Origin of the sequence: Nocardia sp. NPDC051030 (assembly GCF_040683015.1) — a bacterium.
Lineage (GTDB): Bacteria > Actinomycetota > Actinomycetes > Mycobacteriales > Mycobacteriaceae > Nocardia.
In genome coordinates, this window is the sequence record NZ_JBFBCD010000003.1 from 227,090 (window position 1) to 243,830 (window position 16,741).

Sequence of the window (16,741 nt, forward strand, 5' to 3'; positions counted from 1 at the left end):
ACCTTGTTCTAATCGCTGTCATGACCATTGCCATCACCGGATCCGGATCGGGCATCGGAGCGGCTACCGCCGCCGCGCTCGCCGCCGCCGGGCACGACATCATCGGCATCGACCTGCGCAATGCCGACGTGACCGCGGATCTGACCGATCCGGCCGCGCGCGCCGCCGCCGTCGAGGCCGTGCTGGAGCGCTCCGGTGGCGTGCTCGACGGACTGATCCTGTGCGCCGGTGTCGGCCCGCACGTGCCGGACCCGAACTTCGTGGTCGAGATCAACTACCGGGCCACCGTCGCCCTCCTCGACGCCCTGCTGCCCGCCCTCACCAAGGGCGAATCGCCTGCGGCCGTGGTGGTTTCCTCGGTCGCCTCCACCCACATCAAGTGGGAGGACAATCCGATCGCCAAGGGCATCGAGGCCGAAGCCTTCGCCTCGGCAGGTGATTACGCCGGGTCCTACGCCTACGCCGCCTCCAAGAACGCGGTCACCGTCGCGGTGCGCGAACGGGCCGTGGAATGGGGCAAGGCGGGCGTACGCCTCAATACGGTCGCCCCCGGCAGCGTCGACACCCCGCTACTGCAAGCGGGACTCGACGATCCGCGCTACGGTGACGCCATCCGCAACTTCACCGCACCCATCGGCCGCAATGGCACGCCCGACGAGATCGCCTCCCTGATCACGTATTTGGTCGGCCCCCACGCCGGATTCATCCACGGCGCACAGTTCGTCATCGACGGCGGCGTGGACGCCCAGGCGCGGCCGAGCGCGGTCTGAAACAAACACGCCCGATCGTTTCGGCGCGGCGCGATCCGCCGCCACCATCCGATCCGGCGTCAAGAACGGTGGTCGGAGCCCGCGGGGTGTACATCCGCTTTCGACTCACCCGATGCCGCGGTGGGGACCGCTAATCCTCACTGCGGCATCACCTTTCCCGAGGAACACCAGGCAGGGGAGCGCCAGTTCGGCTGATCTGTGGCGGGCATCGCGTTACCCGGGAAGCCCTGTCCAGCTGGTCTCGCTGTGGCGGTGGCGGTTCCGAACGCGTCAGGCCTGGTCGGTGTCGGTGTCCTCGGTGGGCTCGTCGGGCTGGCCGATGACGCCGGGGCCGGATGCGCCGAGGTTGCCCGTGAGTTCGCTTTCGCCGGAGACGGTTTGGTAGGGCTGGACTGTGCGGGCGTGTTGCTGATCCGAGCCGCCGCCACCGCGGCCCGCGCCTGCCGCGCCGGGGGAGCCCATGAAGCCCGAACCGGCTTGGCCGCCCATGGCGGCGAGACCGGCTGCGCCGGAACCGAAGGGGCTGGCGCTCGCTGCGACGCGGCCGCCCGGGATCGAGGAGCCGGGGCCGCCCGGGGTGGAGGGGATTCCGCCACCGCCGATGCCGCCACCGCCGCCACCACCCGCGCCGCCGCCTCCGCCGCCACCGAGACCGGCGGCCTTGGTGTCGAGGGACGGATCGCCGCTTTGCGGGTTGCCGTTCGCAGGATTGGTTGCCGATGAAAGGCCGCTCTCGAGAAGGCCTTTGGCCTGTTCCAGGATCGGCTGGCCGACATTCTGGGCCAGGGACTGGGCCACCTCGGCGGGGTTGGGGCCGCCGCTCTGACCGGCGAGCTGGCCGATGATGCCGTTCAACTGGGCGGTGTAGCCGGAGAGTTCACCGCGGGTCACATTCACGACCGTGATCGCCGAGCCGAGATGCTCGGTGGCCGAGGCGATGAGCGCGGCCTGGCCGGGCGGGGTCAGCGCGACCGGAGCCATGGCCGCCGCCTGCGTGGCGAAGGACTGGGCGATGGCCGTGAGCTGGATATTGCCGCGCTGCACGATGGCGGCGGCCTGTTCGGTGAGCGTCGACAGGTCGAATCCGCGCTGGGCGGTCTCCTGCCCTTGGTTCTGCGCCTGCTGACCTGCGGACTGCGCGCTCTGTGAGCCCTTGCCCTGCCACAGCGATTCGACGGTCTTCAGTGCACCGCTGCCCACGGAGACCGCACCCTCGATGATCTTGGAGCCCTGGCTCAGCAGGGTCGTGGGATTCAGCTGGCCGAGCACACCGGTGCCGAAGCTGTTCATCAGATCCAGGAACGGCTTGAACAGCGCGTCCATGCCCGGGACGGCGGGCAGCGCCAGACCCTTCATGAGATCGCCGACCGGATCGGCGGGCAGCGGCGGCAGCGCGGGCAGACTCGCGGCGGCCTGGGTCAGCGCGGACTGCGCGGCGCTGATCGCGCCCGGGACGTCGTTCAGCGCCGCCTGGGCATTGCCGAGCACGCCCTGGGTATCGGACAGCGCCTGCTGTGCGCCGGACAGCACGCCGTGCGCGGCGTCGAGGCCGGGGGAGAGGGTGCCGTCGAGCATCGAGGCGGCATGAGTGTCGGCACCTTGCGTACCGCCACCGAGACCGTGCGGGAGGCCGCCGGACAGGGGTGAACCGCCGCTCTGCTCGAACTCCTTGCTGGACAAGGCGAATGCGGGCGCTTCGAAGGCCGCCACATCATCGGGCAGCTGGCCGAGGGGCAGATCGAGCAGGGGGCCGGTCGGCGCGTAGTGCAACGCCTCGGGGCTCAGCGGGTGGGACGGATGCGTCGGGTTGACCATGCCGATCACGCCGGACCCGGCGTCCAGGGGCCTCATGCCTGGCCTCCGAGCTGTCCGCCGATGCGGTTCAAACCACCGGCGAAGTCGCCATCGGTGGCCTCGTAACCCGCCGCGGAACCGAACGCGGCCTGGCCGAGGTGCGCGAAGCGGCCCGACAGTGCGTTGATGTCCTTATCGTGCAGTAGCTCGGCCACCGCGAAGCTGGCCAGGAAGTCCGCGCCGATGAGGCCGAAGACCGGCGTCATGGCGGCGACGTGGGATACCGTGTCCAAGCCGCCCGCGGCGGCAATATCGGTCGCGACGCCGTCCTGCGTCGCGGCGAAGGAACGGACCGCGTCGGTCTCCACCGAGAGATCAGCCATGATGGCCCCCCGTATCGTCGTAGACATGCGGTGCCGAATATATCCCACTGGGCGTCCACTCCGGCGTGCCGCGTTCTCCCACGCGGGTGATCACCGCTGGTTGCAAATTAGAACAAGTTCTATATTCTTCATCCCATGAAGGTCGCAGTCACCGGCGCTGCCGGGTTCCTTGGCACCAATTTGCTTCGCCTGCTTACGGATCGCGGTCACGAGGTGACTGCCATCGATCGCGTCCGGCCCACCGGAGCCAGCGAACCCGGTGTCACCTGGGTGAGTGGAGATGTGCTCGATCCCGCATCCATGCGCAGTTGCCTCGAGGGCGCCGAGGTCGTGTACCACCTGGTCGCGCTCATTACCCTCGCCCACAAGAACGATCTGGCCTGGCGGGTCAACACCGAGGGCGTCCGCGTGGTCGCCGAGGCCGCGCGCGAGGTCGGCGTGCGGCGCATGGTGCACACCAGCTCGATCCACGCGTTCAATCAGTACAGCTGTGGCGGCACCATCAATGAGCGCGCGCCGCGTTCCATCGACCCGGATCTGCCGGTGTACGACCGCTCCAAGTGGCAGGGCGAGGTCGAGCTGCGCAAGGTCATCGATCAGGGCCTCGATGCCGTGATCTGTAATCCGACCGGTGTGTATGGCCCGATCGACCACTCCGACTCCCGCATCAATGTCACCCTCTGGGACTCCGCGCGCGGCCGCACCCCGGTCATGATCGGCGGCGGTTTCGACCTGGTCGACGTGCGCGATGTGGCCAAGGGTCTGGTGCTGGCCGGTGAGCGCGGCAAGACCGGTGAGAACTATCTGCTCGGCGGCCATTTCGTGAACATGCTGGAGATCACCCGGCTGGCCGCGGAGATCAATGGCAAGTTCAAGCCCGCCTTCGCGATTCCGCCCAAGATCATTGCGGCGCTGCTGCCGGTGCTCGAGCCCGCCAGCCGCGCGTTCGGCAGCGACCGCATCTCCAAGGCCTCCATGGGTGCGCTGCTGTCCGCGCCGATCGTCGAGCGCACCAAGGCCACAACCGAACTCGGCTACCAGCCGCGCCCGGCCGCCGAGACCGTGCGCGACCTCATCGACTTCTACAACGGCCGGACCGTCAAGGTCGACACGCAGAAGATTGCTTGACAGTCGATAGCACAAATGTTCGACTTGGGTGGTGCGGTGGCAAAGCCAGACCCTGGACGCCGATGACGGCGCACTGCCCGGGCTCGAACGCGCCGGATTCGTACGGAGCGTACAGACCCCGGACTTCGAGGGCATCACGTTTCACGAGGTGCTCTGCAAGTCGGCCCTGAACAAGGTGACCGACGGCGGGACACTGCCATTCGCCTGGACCATCAACCCCATGCGCGGATGCTCGCACGCATGCCGCTACTGCTTCGCCCGCGGCACACACGAGTATCTGGATCTGGACGCGGGCGAGGACTTCGACTCGCAGATCGTGGTCAAGACCAATGTGTCCGCGGTCCTGCGGCGCGAGCTGCACCGGCGCTCCTGGCGGCGGGAAACCGTTGCGCTGGGGACCAATACGGATCCGTACCAGCGCGCCGAGGGGCGGTATCGGTTGATGCCGGGCATCATCGGCGCGCTCACCGAATCGGGCACGGGCTTCTCGATTCTCACCAAAGGCACCCTGCTGCGCCGGGATCTGCCGCTGCTGACTCAGGCGGCCCAGCAGGTTCCGGTACGGCTCGCGGTCTCCATCGCCATCCTGGATCCGGAGCTGCATCGCGGCCTGGAGGCGGGGACGCCGTCGCCGAAGGCCCGGCTCGAACTGGTCCGCGCGCTCACCGATGCCGGATTCGCCGTGAATGTCATGGTGGCTCCGGTCATTCCCTATCTCACCGACGGCCGCGCGCATCTGGACGAGCTACTCGGGGCCATCGCGGAGGCCGGAGCCGCCGGAGTCATTGTGCTACCGATGAATCTGCGCGGCAGTACCCGCGCCTGGTTCCTCGACTGGCTGGCCGAAGCCCACCCGGCGCTGCTGCGACGCTACCGGCAGCTGTATGGTCGCGGTACTTCGGTCAGCCCGGAGTATTCTGCGTGGCTACGCGGCCGGATCGAGCCGTTGCTGGAGAAACATCGTTTGAACCGCGATCGGCAGGCCGAACCGCAAGTGCGCGCCGCCGAATCGCATACGCCCGACCCGCAGCTCGCGCTGTTCGCCTAGCGCCGGCTCGCGCATCTCGACACAGTTTCAGCATCTCGACACACGTTTCACCCGTTCATTTCGCATGTCTGTCACGAATCGGTCAGCACGCGAATAGACGGGAGTAGTTTGGCGTTGATACCTCAGACTGACGAGGAAGTGATGCAGGCGCATGGTTTCCCAGCATGACGACTCTGTGGAGCTGCCGCCCAACGGCGGGGCTGCCCACGGTGATATCCCCGTGAACGGCAGTGACACAGGCAAATTGGCAGCAGAAAAACTGGAGCGTGTCGTAATCCGTTTCGCCGGTGACTCCGGTGACGGCATGCAGCTGACGGGTGATCGATTCACCCACGAGGCAGCGGCATTCGGCAATGACCTCGCTACCCAGCCGAACTTCCCCGCCGAGATTCGCGCACCCCAGGGCACCCTGCCGGGCGTCTCGTCGTTCCAGATCCAGATCGCCGACTACGACATTCTCACCGCCGGTGACCAGCCCGATGTGCTGGTGGCGATGAATCCCGCGGCGCTCAAGGCGAATCTGGAGGATCTGGCGCGCGGGGCCACGCTGATCGTCAATACCGACGAGTTCACCAAGCGCAATCTCGCCAAGGTGGGGTATACCGGCGATCCGCTCACCGATGACACGCTGTCCGATTTCGTGGTGCATCGGGTGCCCATGACGTCATTGACGCTCGGGGCGACCGAACCGACCGGTGTGGGCAAGAAAGATGGGCAGCGCGCCAAGAATATGTTCGCGCTGGGATTGCTGTCCTGGATGTACGGGCGGCCGATCGATGGCACCGAACAGTTCGTGCGGGAGAAATTCGCCGACAAACCGGATGTGGCGGAAGCGAATATCCTCGCAATTCGGGCGGGGTGGAATTATGGCGAAACCACCGAGGCCTTCGCCACCACCTACGAGGTAGCTCCGGCGACGCTCCCGGCGGGCACCTATCGGCAGATCACCGGTAATACCGCGCTCGCCTATGGCTTGGTCACCGCCGGGCAACTGTCCGGGCTGCCGGTGTTCCTGGGGACCTATCCGATCACCCCGGCCTCCGACATCCTGCATGAGCTGAGCAAGCATAAGAACCTCGGCGTCACCACCTTCCAGGCCGAGGACGAGATCGCCGGAATCGGTGCGGCGCTGGGCGCTTCGCTGGGCGGGGCCCTCGGCGTCACCAGTACCTCCGGGCCCGGGTTGGCGCTCAAGAGCGAGACCATCGGGCTCGCGGTCATGACCGAACTGCCGCTGCTCATCATCGATGTGCAGCGCGGCGGGCCCTCCACCGGATTGCCCACCAAGACCGAACAAGCCGATCTCTTGCAGGCGCTGTATGGGCGCAATGGCGAATCGCCGGTCGCGGTGCTCGCGCCCCGGTCACCCGCCGACTGCTTCGATACCGCGGTGGAGGCGGCGCGCATCGCGCTCACCTATCGCACGCCGGTGCTCCTGCTCTCCGATGGCGCGATCGCCAATGGGTCGGAGCCGTGGGCGATTCCGAAGGTCGGCGAGCTCCCGCCGATCGATCCCGGATTCGAGGCCGGTGGCGAGGACGGGGACGGCTACCAGCCCTACGCCCGCGACCCCGAAACCCTGGCCCGGCCGCTCGCGGTGCCCGGCACCGAGGGGCGCGCGCACCGCATCGGCGGGCTCGAAAAGGCCGACGGCAGCGGCAATATCTCCTACGAACCCGCCAATCACGAACTCATGGTTCGACTGCGGCAGGCCAAGATCGATGGCATCGCGGTGCCGGATCTCGAGGTCGACGATCCGGGGGAGCGGGCCGAACTGCTCATCATCGGATGGGGCAGCTCCTACGGTCCGATCGGCGAGGCCTGCCGCCGGGCACGCAGGCGCGGCGTACCGGTGGCGCAGGCGCACCTGCGGCATCTGAATCCGTTCCCCGCCAACCTCGGTGACGTGCTGCGCGGGTATCGCACCGTGGTCTGCCCGGAAATGAACGGCGGCCAACTGGCCATGCTGCTGCGCGCCCGCTACCTCGTCGACGTGCAACCGTGGACCAAGGTGGCCGGGACCGCGTTCTCGGCGCAGGAACTGGTCGGCGTCATCGATGCGGCACTCGACGGCTCCATTGCGGAGATGGAACAGACGAAGGCCTTCGCCGCGCGGGCGCGGGCGACCTACCGCACACCAGGGGGAAAGTGATGACCATCCTCGAAAACCCGCTCGTCGGAACGGATCTCGGGCTCACCGGACTCTCCGGTGTGCCCGCCGCGCAGGGGCCGCAGAAGGCCAAGGACTTCACCTCCGATCAGGAAGTGCGCTGGTGCCCCGGCTGCGGCGACTACGTCATCCTGGCCACCGTGCGCGGATTCCTCGCCGACCTCGGGTTGCGGCGCGAGAACCTCATGTTCGTCTCCGGCATCGGATGCTCGAGCCGATTCCCGTATTACCTGGAGGCGTACGGGATTCACTCGATCCACGGGCGTGCGCCCGCCATCGCCACCGGGCTGGCGGTGACGCGACCCGACCTGTCGGTCTGGGTCGTGACCGGGGATGGCGACGCGCTGTCCATCGGCGGCAATCACCTCATCCACGCGCTGCGCCGCAATGTGAACATGACGATCCTGTTGTTCAACAACCGGATCTACGGTCTCACCAAGGGGCAGTACTCGCCGACCTCGGAGACCGGCAAGGTCACCAAGTCCACCCCCATGGGCTCGATCGACCATCCGTTCAACACGCTGTCGGTCGCCCTCGGTGCCGAAGCCACCTTTGCCGCACGGGCTTTGGACTCCGACCGGGCCGGGCTCAATGAGGTGCTGCGCGCCGCCGCCGAACACCGCGGCACGTCCTTCGTGGAGATCCTGCAGGACTGCCCGATCTTCAATGACGGCTCCTTCGACATGCTCCGCAAGGAGAATGCCGAATCCCACCTCGTCCGCCTGCGTCACGGCGAGCCGCTGCGCTTCGGCGCGGACGGTGAATTCGCGGTCGTCCGAAACGGTTTCGGCCTGAAGGTGGCGCGCACCGACACCGTGGCCACCTCCGACATCGTGGTCCACGACGCCTACACCGACCACCCCGAATACGCCTACGCCCTCTCCCGCCTGTCCGACCAGGATCTCTCCCACGTCGTCACGGGCATCTTCCGCAGCGTCTCCCGCCCCACCTACGACGACGGCGTCCGCGCCCAAGCCGAAACCGCCGTCGAACGCAAACCGCACACCGAGGACTCGCTGCAACAACTCCTCACCGGCCGCGAAACCTGGACGGTCGGCTGACCTTTCATCGCAGGCCGACAGCGTTGGGGCCCAGTATGTCTGGGCCCCAACGAATCAGCCCGGGCCGACAGCGATTCAAACCAGCGATCGCGATCGGGCAAGCGGTGATCAGGCCGGTATGAAGGCGTTCAACAACCGCTGATAGACATCGCTGACCCGCAGCCGAGCCGCCTTCTGCTCATCGGTGATCCCCTCGGTCCACTCCGGCGCGTACACCACCAGATGCACATCCTGATCCGGTGCCGCAGGCATGAAGTCGATGATCGTCGTCCCCTGATCGGACACCGTCGGCATCCCCACATCCACCAATGCCAGCGCCCGCACCTCGGCCGCCGCCGACGTCAGCACATCCGCGGGAATGGTCCCCGTGACCCGCTGCGACCCAATCCATTTCACCGCGCGCCCATCGAACTGCACCTCCAGCGCCGGATGCAGATCCGTCCGCGACTGCCACCCATTGGGCATCCCGGTCAATGTGAACAATGGCGTCGACGACACCGGCGTGGTCGGCGCGGAGGACGGCAGATCAGGCAGTGTCGGCAAGGTCGGTGGTGTCACCGGATCCACTGCGGGCACGGTGGTCACCGGAACCGGCTGAGTAGTAGGCGGCACGGTGGTCGTCGGCACCGTGGTCGGCGCGACGACTGTAGCTTCCACCGTCGGCACGGCGGTCACCGGAGCGCCCTGCGTAGGCGGCTCGACGGTGGGTGCCGCAGGCGGAGCCGCCGGATCCTGCGCCGCCGCCAAACCCACGGCGCCGGTCAGCAATACGGCCGCCGCGAGCGTCGCGGCTGACCCGCGCCAAACCCCGAATCGTCGTGTCCCACCGACTGTTCGCATCGATTTCCTCCGAACTCCCATGCGAGCCAACACCCGCCGCCGCAGATTCTGCCTCGCGATCGCGTCAGCGTCCCCGACGGCGCGCCGGTCATGGCGCAGGTGCGACCACAACACACCGATGTGAACGCAGGGGGTACGGCAGCACGAAGGTCGGGCGGGGAGCCGTGACGCGCTGAGCGCGAAGGGGTTCCCTGCCCGGCCTTGAAGTGGAGGGCTGTGCTGGGGGCTACTTCAGGCCGGGGGGATTTCCGAGGTCGCGGGTGTTGTAGGTGTCGCAGGCCTTGATTTGGCCGGTGCGGTAGCCGGAGAGGAACCACTTTTGGCGTTCCTCGGACGAGCCGTGGGTCCAGGCTTCGGGGTTTACGCGACCGGTGGACGCCTTTTGGATGCGGTCGTCGCCGACGGCGGAGGCGGCGGAGAGGGCGTCGCGAATGTCGGTGTCGGTCAAGGGCTTGAGGAAGGGCTGGTTGGCGCCGGGGGCGTTGAGCTTGTCGGCGTAGGAGGCCCAGACTCCGGCGTAGCAGTCGGCTTGGAGTTCGGTGCGGACCGCGCCGGACTCGGGGCCTTGGGGGTCGCGTTGGGCGCGGTTGATGTCGCCGAGGAGGTTTTGGATGTGGTGGCCGAACTCATGGGCGACCACGTACTCCTCGGCGAGCGGGCCATTGCTCGCGCCGAAGCGGTCCTTGAGTTCCTGGAAGAAGGCGGTGTCGAAGTAGGCCGTCTGGTCGGCCGGGCAGTAGAACGGGCCCACCGCGGAGGACGCGCGGCCGCAGCCGGTGCTGACCGCGCCGGAGAACAAGGTCACCTTCGGGGCGGTGTAGCGCTTGTTCACCTGCTTGGGCAGTTCGGTGCCCCACACCGAGTCGAGGCTCTGCACCGTCAGCACGACGCGGCAGTCGACGTACTTATTGGCGTCGGCTCCGGTCTTGCAGTGGTCGGGAGTCTTCACCGTGCCCTGCTGCGAGTTGCTGTCCGCTCCGGTGAACTGGCCGAGCACGCTCCCCGGGTCGCCGCCGAGCAGAAGTGTGGCGATCAGCGCGATGATGCCGAGGGCTCCGCCGCCGAGAACCAGTCCGCCGCCCATGCCCGGTCCGCCCCCGCTGCTCACCCGGTCGGGGTCGATTTGCAGGCCCTCGTTGAAGGTCATGCGCCTAGCTTCGCACGGTCGCGTGGATATCGGTTTCCACTTGGAATACGTGTCTCACTACGATGGACCCGCACCCGGTCCACTCTGCCGGTGTTTCGAGCCCGTCGAAAGGAAACCAGTGCTGCGCACCCACTTGGCTGGTTCGCTGCGAAGCGAGCACGCCGGTCAGACCGTCACCCTCACCGGATGGGTGGCTCGTCGGCGCGACCACGGTGGCGTGATCTTCATCGATCTGCGTGATGCGTCTGGTGTGTCGCAGGCCGTCTTCCGTGAGGGAGTACCGGCCGAGCAGGCCCACAAGCTGCGCAACGAGTTCTGCGTGAAGGTCACCGGCGTGGTCGAGAACCGCCCGGCGGGCAGCGAGAACCCGAACCTGCCGACCGGCGCCATCGAGGTCAATGTGACCGAACTCGAGGTGCTCAACGAGGCCGCGCCGCTGCCCTTCCAGCTGGACGACGAGCCCGGCGAGGAAATCCGGCTCAAGTACCGCTACCTGGACCTGCGCCGCGAAGGCCCGGCCAAGGCCATCCGGCTGCGCTCGCACGCCAATGCCGCGATCCGCGAGGTCATGGGCAAGCACGCCTTCGTCGAGGTCGAGACCCCGACCATGACCCGCGCCACCCCGGAGGGCGCCCGCGACTTCCTGGTGCCCTCGCGCCTGCAGCCCGGCTCGTTCTACGCGCTGCCGCAGTCCCCGCAGCTGTTCAAGCAGTTGCTCATGGTCGGCGGCATCGAGCGCTACTACCAGATCGCGCGCTGCTACCGCGACGAGGACTTCCGCGCCGACCGCCAGCCCGAGTTCACCCAGCTCGACCTCGAGATGAGCTTCGTCGAGCAGGAGGATGTCATCCTCCTGACCGAGGACATCCTGGTCGCCCTGTGGAAGCTCATCGGCCACGAGATCACCACGCCGATCCCGCATATGACCTACGCGGAAGCCATGCGCCGCTACGGCTCCGACAAGCCGGACCTGCGCTTCGGCGTCGAGATCACCGAAATGGCGGAGTACTTCAAGGACACGCCGTTCCGCGTGTTCCAGGCTCCCTACGTCGGCGCGGTCGTCATGCCGGGCGGTGCGTCGCAGCCGCGGCGTCAGCTCGACGCCTGGCAGGAATGGGCCAAGCAGCGCGGCGCGAAGGGCCTGGGCTACATCCTCGTTCAGGAGGACGGCACCCTCGGCGGTCCCGTCGCCAAGAACCTGAGCGACACCGAGCGCGAGGGCCTGGCCAAGTTCGTCGGCGCGAACCCGGGCGACTGCATCTTCTTCGGTGCCGGTGACGCCAAGTCCAGCCGGGCCCTGCTCGGCGCGGCGCGCGGCGAGATCGCCCGCAAGTGCGACCTCATCGACGAGTCCGAATGGGCCTTCGTGTGGATCGTGGACGCGCCCATGTTCGAGCCCGCCGCCGACGCCACCGCCAGCGGCGATGTGGCCCTGGGCCATTCGGCCTGGACCGCCGTGCACCACGCCTTCACCTCGCCCAAGCCGGATTCGATGGACACCTTCGACACCGACCCGGGCTCCGCGCTGGCCTACGCCTACGACATTGTCTGCAATGGCAATGAGATCGGCGGCGGCTCGATCCGTATCCACCGCCGGGACGTGCAGGAACGCGTATTCAAGGTGATGGGCATCGACCACGACGAGGCGCAGGAGAAGTTCGGCTTCCTGCTCGACGCGTTCTCCTTCGGCGCACCGCCGATGGGCGGGCTCGCGCTCGGCATGGACCGGATTGTCGCGCTGCTGGCCGGGTTGGATTCCATTCGCGAGGTCATCGCCTTCCCGAAGTCGGGTGGCGGCGTGGACCCGCTCACCGATGCGCCCGCGCCGATCACGCCGCAGCAGCGTCAGGAAGCGGGCTTGAACGTCAAGCTCGATGCGGACGGCAAGCCGATCGTGGAGAAGAAGGACAAGTAAGGCATACGCCTGAATCGAGTACGCCTGAACTGAAAGGCCCGCACCGCTTACATAGCGGGGCGGGCCTTTTCGTTTGTTTGTCCGGATCAGACCCGGACCACCAGGCGACCGGTGAGCGTGCGGTAGGCGTAGGTGATGGCGATCGCGGTGACCGGTCCGGCCACCAGCAAACCGACGCCGCAGAGCAGCGCGCCGACGAACGTCACAATGAGCACCGCGAGCGCGAGCAGCACCACCGGAATGGCATTCGCGATCACCAATTGGGCACTGGATTTGATCGCGGTGAGCGGGTCCTGATCCTGATCGATCACGAAATGCAGTGCGAACATGCACAACACACCGACTATCACCACCGGGAACACGCATGCCATCGAGGCGATCAGGCAGGCCACAAATACCAGCAGTGCGGTGATCAGCACATTACCGGCATTCACGAAGCCGAAGAAGGCCGGGAAATCCGGTGGGGTGCCATCGGTTTCGTAGAGCGCGCCGCGAATCATCGCCGCCTGCAATAGCCATACCAGCAGCGAAGCCACGGCGAACAGCATGAGGACCGCCGAAAGCGACCGCACATCGAGGATATTCACCAGCAGGGTGACCATCAGCCAGGCGATCAGGCCGATCAGGACCATGCCCAGCCACGGAATCGGGTTCTGCCGGAAGCGGTCCCAGCCGTAGGCGAGGGCACGGCCCACATCGAGGTGCTCGCGTGGGGGCTCGAAGGTCTGCGGGGCCTCCGCGCCGGAGGTCGGGAAACCGCCCTGCGGTGGTACGCCGCTCGGCGGGCCCTGCGGCGGACCCGGCTGGCCGGGGCCGCCGGGCGCGTAACCGGACTGTGGCACCGCGCCGCCCGCGTAACCGGACTGCGGCGCGCCGCCCGCGTATCCGGGCGGAATCTGGCCTGCACCTGCATGTCCGGATTGCGTGGTTTGGCTTGCGCCGGGATAGCCAGGCGGCGCTTGAGACGCGCCCGACTGCGGGGGCAGTGGTGGCGGGGGCTCCACCGCCTCGCTGCCGTACTGCGCCGAACCCGGACCCTCGAACTGCGGATATCCCGCCAACCCCGGCAGTTCATGACGCCCATGCGTGCCGCCGTGTTCGGTTCCTCCGGAATACGGTGGGGGCTCGGGATTTTGATGGCTGCCCGACTGCTTGGGGTACCGCGCGCCACCCCCCTCGGCGGGCGTGTCGCCGGAGGGCTCATTCGGTGCTGAGGGCGGCGTGCCAGTCATGGTCACAAGCCTTTCACATTTCCCGGTTTACGGTGTGGCGCACAGCAGTTGACCATGAGACAACTCGAAGGTGATGGTTGTGTCAAGCAACCAGCGCCGTGTGGGCAAACGCTTACCAAAGACACGCCGGACGACGCGCGAAAGGTTGCGCAACCGCTCGCTGAAAGTGACCTGGAGCGAGTACTTTGGGTTCCGATGACCGCACTATTGGCCGAACGCGCCGCCGAAGTCGTGTCCGCGGCACAACACTTGCTCACAAAGCGAATGGGTGCTCCGGTAAAGCTGAGTGATCCTATGGAACTCAGCGGTAGTGGTAGGACGACGGTGCTACGCGTCCGTGTTGCGGAGAACGCCTTTTCACTTCCGCGCACACTCATTGTGAAGCAGGTACGGGGTTCCGCGACGCAGCGACGCACCGGAGGCATGGCCCCCGGCGTCGCCAGCATCGACTCCGCATTCCTGCGCGAAGCCGTGTCCTACCAGTTCACGACCGCCCTCGGCCGCGAACACCGGCCCGGCGCGTACCTCCTGGGCTACAGCCTCCCCGACCGGTTGCTGATCCTCAGCGACCTCGGCGAGAACACCTCGCTCACCCAGGTCCTGCAAACCAATCTCGAACCCGCGGGCCGTAATGCGTTGATGGCGTTCGCGCAGGCACTGGGTCGCATGCATGCCGCGACCGTCGGACGCGAAGCCGATTTCGTGGCACTGCTGCGGCGCGTCGATGTGGTGCATCGGGTGGACGGCATCGCGCAACAGGCCGAATCCGCCGTCGCCGAGGTGCCCGTCATGCTGGAGCGTGAGCTCGGCATCGAGGTGCCGGGGGAGATCGCCGAACGCATCGTGCGCGGCAATCGGCTGTTCTCGTCCGGGCGGCATCGCGCGTTCAGTCCGTCCGATCTGTGCCCCGACAATGTCATCCTCAATGAGGAAGGCGCGCGATTCCTCGACTACGAGTGGGGCGGCTTCCGCGACGCGACCCTCGATATCGCCTACGCACTGGTCTCCTTCCCGGGTTGCCTCTGCGACTTCGAACTCTCCCGCGAACGCGCCCGGCAGATGGTCGAGGCCTGGCGCTCGGAAGTGGTCGCGGTCTGGCCTTCCCTCGCCGATGACGACAGCCTGGCCGAACGGATTCTCGAAGCCCGCCTCATCTGGGTATGGCTGTCCACCTACTGGTTCCTCCCCGCCGACCACACCCGCATCGCCGCGGCCCGCGAACACGGCCTGTCGATTCCGCGCTCCGCGGCCCTGATCAACCGCTGGGCCGCCCTCGCCGAGGACGCCCGCTGCACCGGCGACGACACCCTCGGCGACTTCGCCGAACATGTGTCGGCGACCTTGGAAGAGCACTGGGAGGAGTAACTCCCGCTTGACAACGAAGGCCCGGATCCAGTTTCGGATCCGGGCCTTCGGCATTGCGGGCTGGTACGCGTGGACGCTCAGCTCCTGCCGCTGTGCTTGGACAGTGTGTCGTGGTGTGCCGAAACTTGGCCGCGCCGCAGGTCAACCTATCTGGAGCTGCGCCTCGTCGCAGGTCATGCCATCGGTGCGTTGCGCGGCTCGAGCCGCCCGCCCCGCCGCACGGCGAAGGAAATGCCGTGGCGGACACCGGAGTTCGGGTCGGCGACGTCGGTGAGGTAGAACCAGTCCATCTGCGCTTGGTCGGCATCCACGTGCAGGACGCCGTATCCGTGCGAATCGAGTTCGGCGTAGTGCAGGTGACGGTTGACGCCGACGATGGCCGTCTCGGCCGCCACCGAGGCGGTGCGGGGCGGTGTCTTGGTCATATCGCCCATGCTCTGCGAGGACACCGACGGGATCACGAACTCCACGCCCGCCTGCTGTCCGGCCGGGTACGCGGCAGCGTCGACGGGCACATCGGCGGCCCATGAGGTGTGGATATCTCCGGTCAGGAAGACCACATCGGAGACATTGCCGTCGGTGATGGTGCGCAGCAGGTGCTGACGGTCGGTGGTGTAGCCGTCCCATTGATCCACGTTGGCGGGAATGCCCGACTGCGGGATGCCGATCAGTTCGGTCAGTGCCTTGGTGGTGGCCGGTTCCAGTGGCGGGAACACCAGTGGCGCGATCATGACCGGGTTACCGATCAGCTTCCAGCTCACCGGGGCCGATTCCAAACCGGCCGACAGCCAATCCATTTGGGCCTTGCCGGTTATCGTGCGGTCCGGATTGTCGACCTGCCGCCAGCCCGTGCCGGATTTGGCCTGCTGGTCGCGGTAGCTGCGCAGATCGAGCATGGACAGTTCGGCCAGGGTGCCGAAGCGCAGTCGCCGGTAGATGCGCGAGTCGGCGCCGCTGCGCACCGGCATCCACTCCAGGTAGGCCTGCAGGGCCGCCGCGCGCCGCGACTGCCAATCGCCCTCGGTGTCTGGCTGATGGTTTTCCGCGCCGCCGGTCCAGGCATTGTCGGCGGATTCGTGGTCGTCCCAGGTGCAGATGAACGGCAGCCGGGTGTGCAGGTCGGCGAGGTCGGGATCGGTCTTGTACTGCGCGTGCCGAATCCGATAATCGGCCAGCGACACGATCTCGTGCGCGGGCTCATGCGGGCGGACCGTGCCATTGCGGCCGCCGTACTCGCCGCGTTGGTACTCGTAGAGGTAGTCGCCGAGGTGCACGATGGCGTCGAGATCGCCGCGCGCCGCGAGATGCCGGTAGGCGCTGAAGTATCCGGCCTCCCAGTTCGCACACGACACCACGCCCAGGCGCAGGCGGTCCGGGGTGGCGGACGGGTCCGGGGCGGTATGGGTGCGGCCGACGGCGGAGGTCTGGCCCAAAGCCGTGAAGCGGTAGCAATATTCGCGGCCCGCGGCCAGCCCACTCACGTCGATCTTGACGGTGTGGTCGGAATCCGCTGTGGCCGTATGGGTTCCGGAGGCGGCGATCGAGGCGAAGGAATCGTCGGCGGCAACCTCCCAGCGCACCGCGACCGGACCGCCCGCGCCGGAGCCGGGGAGCGCGTCCTCGGACTGGGTCACGCGGGTCCAGATGATCACGCCCGAGGGGAGTGGATCGCCCGAGGCGATGCCGTGCCGGAAGACCGGCGACTGCGCGTGCGCGGTCGAGGATCCGAACAGGCTCGCCGACATGGCGGCGGTGCCTGCCGTCAAGGCCGCGGCGGTGCCTCCCTTGAGAGCGGAGCGACGATCGAACCGGGCGAACATGATCTCGGGAAGGCGCACGCCTGAGATGACATCCGATCCGAGGCCGCGAAGCAAACTGGACAAGTGAA

Annotated in this window: 13 protein-coding genes; 7 read left to right on the forward strand and 6 right to left on the reverse strand. The window is 67.3% G+C overall.

The annotated features are described in order from the left end of the window. Nucleotides 1-20 precede the first annotated feature (20 nt). Nucleotides 21-770 carry an SDR family oxidoreductase gene (locus tag AB0N05_RS10120; RefSeq protein ID WP_364690283.1) on the forward strand — a complete coding sequence of 250 codons (750 nt, stop codon included), beginning with the start codon at nucleotides 21-23 and terminating at the stop codon, nucleotides 768-770. A 270-nt stretch (nucleotides 771-1,040) separates the two neighbouring features. Here AB0N05_RS10120 and AB0N05_RS10125 read toward each other — a convergent pair whose 3' ends face one another. Next, the gene (locus tag AB0N05_RS10125; protein ID WP_364690286.1) at nucleotides 1,041-2,621 is read right to left on the reverse strand and encodes a hypothetical protein; all 1,581 of its coding nucleotides are present in this window, start codon (nucleotides 2,619-2,621) and stop codon (nucleotides 1,041-1,043) included. Next, nucleotides 2,618-2,947 carry a type VII secretion target gene (locus tag AB0N05_RS10130; RefSeq protein WP_364690289.1) on the reverse strand — a complete coding sequence of 110 codons (330 nt, stop codon included), beginning with the start codon at nucleotides 2,945-2,947 and terminating at the stop codon, nucleotides 2,618-2,620. Before AB0N05_RS10130 ends, AB0N05_RS10125 begins: the two co-directional genes overlap by 4 nt. Before the next feature lie 135 nt (nucleotides 2,948-3,082). Here AB0N05_RS10130 and AB0N05_RS10135 point away from each other — a divergent pair, with 135 nt between their 5' ends. The 4 genes from AB0N05_RS10135 (at nucleotide 3,083) to AB0N05_RS10150 (ending at nucleotide 8,354) form a co-directional block, all read left to right on the forward strand. Next, a complete protein-coding gene (locus AB0N05_RS10135) occupies nucleotides 3,083-4,075 on the forward strand; it encodes an NAD-dependent epimerase/dehydratase family protein (RefSeq protein WP_364690292.1) in 993 nt (330 codons plus the stop codon). A gap of 31 nt (nucleotides 4,076-4,106) precedes the next feature. Further along, nucleotides 4,107-5,123 carry an Rv2578c family radical SAM protein gene (locus tag AB0N05_RS10140; protein ID WP_364690295.1) on the forward strand — a complete coding sequence of 339 codons (1,017 nt, stop codon included), beginning with the start codon at nucleotides 4,107-4,109 and terminating at the stop codon, nucleotides 5,121-5,123. Nucleotides 5,124-5,274: 151 nt separating this feature from the next. Then, nucleotides 5,275-7,275 (forward strand): 2-oxoacid:acceptor oxidoreductase subunit alpha, encoded by a 2,001-nt coding sequence (locus AB0N05_RS10145; protein ID WP_364690298.1) that lies wholly within the window; start codon nucleotides 5,275-5,277, stop codon nucleotides 7,273-7,275. Beyond that, a complete protein-coding gene (locus AB0N05_RS10150; protein WP_364690301.1) occupies nucleotides 7,275-8,354 on the forward strand; it encodes a 2-oxoacid:ferredoxin oxidoreductase subunit beta in 1,080 nt (359 codons plus the stop codon). Before AB0N05_RS10145 ends, AB0N05_RS10150 begins: the two co-directional genes overlap by 1 nt. A 108-nt stretch (nucleotides 8,355-8,462) precedes the next feature. On the opposite strand, the gene AB0N05_RS10155 is transcribed toward AB0N05_RS10150, so the two are convergent. Both AB0N05_RS10155 and AB0N05_RS10160 read right to left on the reverse strand, forming a co-directional pair. Then, on the reverse strand, nucleotides 8,463-9,194 hold the full coding sequence (locus tag AB0N05_RS10155) for a hypothetical protein (protein ID WP_364690304.1): 732 nt from the start codon (nucleotides 9,192-9,194) through the stop codon (nucleotides 8,463-8,465). A 226-nt stretch (nucleotides 9,195-9,420) separates the two neighbouring features. Beyond that, nucleotides 9,421-10,341 (reverse strand): neutral zinc metallopeptidase, encoded by a 921-nt coding sequence (locus AB0N05_RS10160; RefSeq protein ID WP_364690307.1) that lies wholly within the window; start codon nucleotides 10,339-10,341, stop codon nucleotides 9,421-9,423. 118 nt (nucleotides 10,342-10,459) lie between these two features. On the opposite strand from AB0N05_RS10160, the gene aspS reads away from it, so the two are divergent. Then, nucleotides 10,460-12,256, forward strand: a complete 1,797-nt coding sequence (aspS, locus tag AB0N05_RS10165; RefSeq protein WP_364690310.1) for an aspartate--tRNA ligase — start codon at nucleotides 10,460-10,462, stop codon at nucleotides 12,254-12,256. 86 nt (nucleotides 12,257-12,342) lie between these two features. On the opposite strand, the gene AB0N05_RS10170 is transcribed toward aspS, so the two are convergent. Continuing rightward, the gene (locus AB0N05_RS10170; protein ID WP_364690312.1) at nucleotides 12,343-13,488 is read right to left on the reverse strand and encodes a hypothetical protein; all 1,146 of its coding nucleotides are present in this window, start codon (nucleotides 13,486-13,488) and stop codon (nucleotides 12,343-12,345) included. A 195-nt stretch (nucleotides 13,489-13,683) separates the two neighbouring features. On the opposite strand from AB0N05_RS10170, the gene AB0N05_RS10175 reads away from it, so the two are divergent. Further along, entirely contained in the window at nucleotides 13,684-14,853 is a 1,170-nt protein-coding gene (locus tag AB0N05_RS10175; protein ID WP_364690315.1) for a kinase, read from the forward strand. A gap of 173 nt (nucleotides 14,854-15,026) precedes the next feature. On the opposite strand, the gene AB0N05_RS10180 is transcribed toward AB0N05_RS10175, so the two are convergent. Beyond that, nucleotides 15,027-16,598 (reverse strand): alkaline phosphatase D family protein, encoded by a 1,572-nt coding sequence (locus AB0N05_RS10180; protein WP_364692259.1) that lies wholly within the window; start codon nucleotides 16,596-16,598, stop codon nucleotides 15,027-15,029. Between the last annotated feature and the right edge of the window lie 143 nt (nucleotides 16,599-16,741).

What these genes read in the sequence shown, in the direction of transcription:
- AB0N05_RS10120 (WP_364690283.1), top strand. Translation starts at nt 21, where the DNA reads ATGACCATTGCCATCACCGGATCCGGATCGGGCATCGGAGCGGCTACC.
- AB0N05_RS10125 (WP_364690286.1), bottom strand. Translation starts at nt 2,621, where the DNA reads ATGAGGCCCCTGGACGCCGGGTCCGGCGTGATCGGCATGGTCAACCCG.
- AB0N05_RS10130 (WP_364690289.1), bottom strand. Translation starts at nt 2,947, where the DNA reads ATGGCTGATCTCTCGGTGGAGACCGACGCGGTCCGTTCCTTCGCCGCG.
- AB0N05_RS10135 (WP_364690292.1), top strand. Translation starts at nt 3,083, where the DNA reads ATGAAGGTCGCAGTCACCGGCGCTGCCGGGTTCCTTGGCACCAATTTG.
- AB0N05_RS10145 (WP_364690298.1), top strand. Translation starts at nt 5,275, where the DNA reads ATGGTTTCCCAGCATGACGACTCTGTGGAGCTGCCGCCCAACGGCGGG.
- AB0N05_RS10150 (WP_364690301.1), top strand. Translation starts at nt 7,275, where the DNA reads ATGACCATCCTCGAAAACCCGCTCGTCGGAACGGATCTCGGGCTCACC.
- AB0N05_RS10155 (WP_364690304.1), bottom strand. Translation starts at nt 9,194, where the DNA reads ATGCGAACAGTCGGTGGGACACGACGATTCGGGGTTTGGCGCGGGTCA.
- AB0N05_RS10160 (WP_364690307.1), bottom strand. Translation starts at nt 10,341, where the DNA reads ATGACCTTCAACGAGGGCCTGCAAATCGACCCCGACCGGGTGAGCAGC.
- AB0N05_RS10170 (WP_364690312.1), bottom strand. Translation starts at nt 13,488, where the DNA reads ATGACTGGCACGCCGCCCTCAGCACCGAATGAGCCCTCCGGCGACACG.
- AB0N05_RS10175 (WP_364690315.1), top strand. Translation starts at nt 13,684, where the DNA reads ATGACCGCACTATTGGCCGAACGCGCCGCCGAAGTCGTGTCCGCGGCA.
- AB0N05_RS10180 (WP_364692259.1), bottom strand. Translation starts at nt 16,598, where the DNA reads ATGTCGGCGAGCCTGTTCGGATCCTCGACCGCGCACGCGCAGTCGCCG.